This is a genomic window from Kitasatospora sp. NPDC001225 (genome assembly GCF_053597855.1).
The window spans coordinates 1-3700 of record NZ_JBSFJC010000291.1; the positions used below are offsets into that span (position 1 = coordinate 1).

Annotated in this window: 3 protein-coding genes; 2 read left to right on the forward strand and 1 reads right to left on the reverse strand. The window is 76.4% G+C overall.

Annotated features, from left to right (window positions below):
• Nucleotides 1–1524 (forward strand): TOMM precursor leader peptide-binding protein (locus ACWDCZ_RS39360; RefSeq protein ID WP_449818472.1); only part of this gene is annotated, 1524 nt, incomplete at its 5' end.
• Between the two features lie 34 nt (nucleotides 1525–1558).
• Complete coding sequence (locus ACWDCZ_RS39365; protein WP_449818473.1) at nucleotides 1559–3232, forward strand: thiopeptide-type bacteriocin biosynthesis protein; 1674 nt, start codon at nucleotides 1559–1561, stop codon at nucleotides 3230–3232.
• 18 nt (nucleotides 3233–3250) lie between these two features.
• Here ACWDCZ_RS39365 and ACWDCZ_RS39370 read toward each other — a convergent pair whose 3' ends face one another.
• Entirely contained in the window at nucleotides 3251–3418 is a 168-nt protein-coding gene (locus tag ACWDCZ_RS39370) for a hypothetical protein (RefSeq protein WP_449818474.1), read from the reverse strand.
• Nucleotides 3419–3700: the final 282 nt, after the last annotated feature.

Consider the following 3700-nt stretch of genomic DNA (forward strand, 5'->3'; position numbering starts at 1 on the left):
GATTCCGCCGCCACCGTCCACGTGGTGCACGGCGGCCGGGCCACCTGGTCCACCCACCGGGTCCGCCCGGTCGGCGGCTGCGAGGTCTGCCACCCGCTGCCCGCCGACACCCCCGAGGCCGCCCGGCTGCCCGCCACCCCCCGCCCGCTGCCCGACCCGGCCGTCCTGCGCGGCCCCAACGACCGTACGGAAGCGGGGCAGTTGAGGGCCGAACTGTACGACGAGCGGTTCGGCCCGGTCCGCCGGCTGTTCCGTACCGAGGACTCGGCCTTCGCCCTCACCACCGCCTGGGTGACGGACGGCCGGGCGCTGGACGACGGCGGCTACGGGCGGGCGGCGGACTTCCGCGCCAGCGAACGGGTCGCGCTGTTCGAGGCGGTGGAGCGGTACGCGGGCATGCGGCCGCTCGGGCGCCGCACCGCCCTGCGGGCCTCGTACGCCGACCTGGTCGCCGAGCGCGGGCCCGGAGCCGTCCTCGACCCGGCCCGGCTCGGCCTGCCCGACGACGCCCCGCCGGGGCACCCCGCCGTAGCCACCGTCCCGTACACCCCCGAGCTGGTACTCGACTGGGTGCACGGCTGGTCGCTCACCCACCGCCGCCCGGTCGCCGTCCCGGAGCACGTCGCCTACTGGGACGTGCCCGGGCGCGACCGCCCCCGGGTGGTCTACGAGTCCTCGAACGGCTGCGGACTCGGCAACAGCCCCCAGGAGGCCGCGCTCTACGGCCTGTTCGAGGTCGCCGAGCGCGACGCCTTCCTGATGGCCTGGTACGCCCGCACCCCGCTGCCCGGCGTCGCCGTCCCCACCGAGGACCCGCGGATCGCCGAACTCGCCGACCGCGCCCGGCTGTTCGGCTACCGGCTGACCCTGCTCGACGCCACCAACGACCTCGGCATCCCCGCCGTGCTCGCCCTCTGCCGCCACCGCGGCGACCACCCCGACGCCCCGCGCACCTTCCTGGCCGCCGGAGCCCATCACGACCCCCTGGCGGCGATCCGCTCCGCCGTCGCCGAGGTGGTCACCAACGTCCAGGAGGCGCCGCACCGCGCCACCGCCCCGGGCGGGCCGCGCGACCCGCGGCGGCTGCGGCCGATGCTGGATCGCCCCGACCTGGTCGTCACCCTGGACGACCACGTCGGCCTCAACGCCCTGCCCGAGGCGCAGCCCCGCCTCGACTTCCTCTTCGCCGTCGGCCTGCCCCCGGTGCCCTGGACCGAGCGGTGGCCCGGCGCCCCCGCACCGGTCGGCGACCTCACCGCGCTGCTGGAGCGGACCGTCGCCCGGCTGGCGGGGGAGGGCCTGGAGGTCCTGGCGGTCACCCAGGACGAACCCGGCGTCCGCGACCGGCTGGGCCTGCACTGCGCCAAGGTCGTCGTCCCCGGCACCCTGCCGATGACCTTCGGCCACGCCAACCGCCGCACTCGGGGCCTGCCCCGCCTCCTGGACGTCCCGTACCGCCTCGGCCGCACCCCGGCGCCCCTGCGGCACGACGAACTCCCGCTCCACCCGCACCCGTTCCCGTAGCCGCCCGTTCCCGTAGCCGCCCGGAAGGACCGCGATGACCACCCAAGCGCCGCCCGCCGCCCGCTGGCACAGCCTGCACCTCGCGCTGCCGCTGACCGCCCCCGAGGCCGACGCCTTCCTCACCGAGGACCTCGCCCCGCTGATGGCCGGGCACGCCGACACCGACTGGTTCTTCATCCGCTACGGCGAGGGCGGCCCCCACCTGCGCATCCGCCTCCGCGGCCCGGGCCCGGCGCCCGCCCACCTGACCGACCTGGCCACCGAGCTCACCCGCCGCGCCGCCCGCCGCACCCCGCCCGACGGCCCCTTCGCGGGCGGACACGGCGAGGTCACGGAGGTCCCGTACCAGCCCGAGACCGAGCGCTACGGCGGCGCGGCCATGCTGCCGATCGCCGAGGAGGTGTTCACCCACTCCACCCGCACCGCCCTCGCCGCCCTGGACGCCCTCCGCGCGGCCCCCGGGGACCGGCTGCCGCTCGCCCTCGACCTCGCCCACACCACCGCCCACGCCCTCGGCCTCGACGAACTCGCCGCCTCCCGCTGGCTGCGCCGCCACGCCGCCTCCTGGCGGTGGGTCACCGAGTTCCGGCCGCTGCCCGGGGCCGCCGTGCACGTCCGGGTCAACACCGTGTTCGCCCGGCAGCGCACCGCGCTGGCCCACCGCGCCCGGGCCCTGCGCACGGCGCTGGACGCCGGCACGGCCGCACCCTGGCTCGCCGACTGGGCGGCGCGGGTCGCCGAGGCCGCCGCCCGGATGCGGGCCGCCGTCCCCGCCTCCGCTGACGCCGACGCCTCCGCCGACGCCGAGGAGCGCCTCTCCTGGATCTGGGCCTCCCAGCTGCACATGCTGTTCAACCGGCTCGGCGTCGGCCCCGACGAGGAGCGGGCGGTCTGCCGCCTCGCCGCCCGCACCCTGCTGGAGACCGGGCAGCCGTTCACCTTCTTCCCCGCCGACCACCACGCCCCGGACCACCAGTACCTGGAACGCAGCAAGTTCCAGATCGGCCGCCCCGAGGACACCGCCCTGCGCGACCTGCCGCACCACCCGGCCCCGCGCCCCCGCCCCGGCGACCTCCCGCTGCCCGCCGACCCGCTGCCGCCCGTCACCCTCGCCGACGCCCTGCGCACCCGCCACTCCACCCGCGGCCCGCTGACCGGCCCGCTCACCGCCGGCACCCTCGGCGGCCTGCTCTGGTCCGCCTACGCCGCCAACCCCGACACCGGGCACCGCCCGTACCCCAGCGCGGGCGCCCTGCACACCGTACGGCTGCGCCTGCTCGCCCTCGCCGTGGACGGCCTGCCCGCCGGCACCTACCAGTGCCTCCCCGAACACCGCAGCCTGCGCCCGATCGGCCCGGCCCCCGCCCTCGACGACCTCAAGGCCCTCTCCTCCTACCTCTCCCGCCCGGCCGACGACCCGGACGCCATCGGCATCGACCGGGCCCCCGCCGTCCTCGCCGTCCACCTCGACCTCGCCCACCTCCGCCGCCGCTACGGCCTGCGCGCCCTGCGCCTCGGCCTCCTCGAAGCCGGCCACCTGACCCAGAACCTCCTGCTGACCTCCGCCGCCTTCGGCCTCGGCACCACCCCCCTCGGCGGCCTCCAGGACGACCTGGCCCACGAACTCCTCGCCCTCGACGACCTCGGCGAACCCGTCCAGTACCTCCTCCCCCTGGGCCGCCCGGGGACCGCCCGGACGATCAAGTAGGCTGGTGGAGCGGCCGGTTCACGGCGTCGCGGGCGTTCCCGGAGCCGGCTGCCGACCGCCGAAGAAGACCTGGACGTCCCGGATCAGCCCGTCCCGGACCGTGATCGCCTCGACGTTGCGGTAGCGGCCCCCCGTGGTCAGCTCGTACTCGTAGTAGGCGAAGACGAGTTCCTCGTCGGCGGGCATCACCCGCAGCAGCCGCTGCTCCGTGAACCGGTGGGCGGTGGGGAAGCAGCGCTCGAAGAACGCGGCCTTGTCGATGCGGTCGTCCTGGGGGCTGGTGAAGGTGAAGTCCTCGGCTTACAGCGGCAGGGCCGCCTCCCGGTCCTGCGACCGGTAGTAGCGGAACGCCGCCTCGACGACGCTCGCGGGGGTGCCGTTCATGCGATCCATACCTTTCTTCGTGGGATCGTTCTGGTCATTCGTAAGATCAGGGCACCCAGGGATGCCGGGTGTGGCTGTCATGTC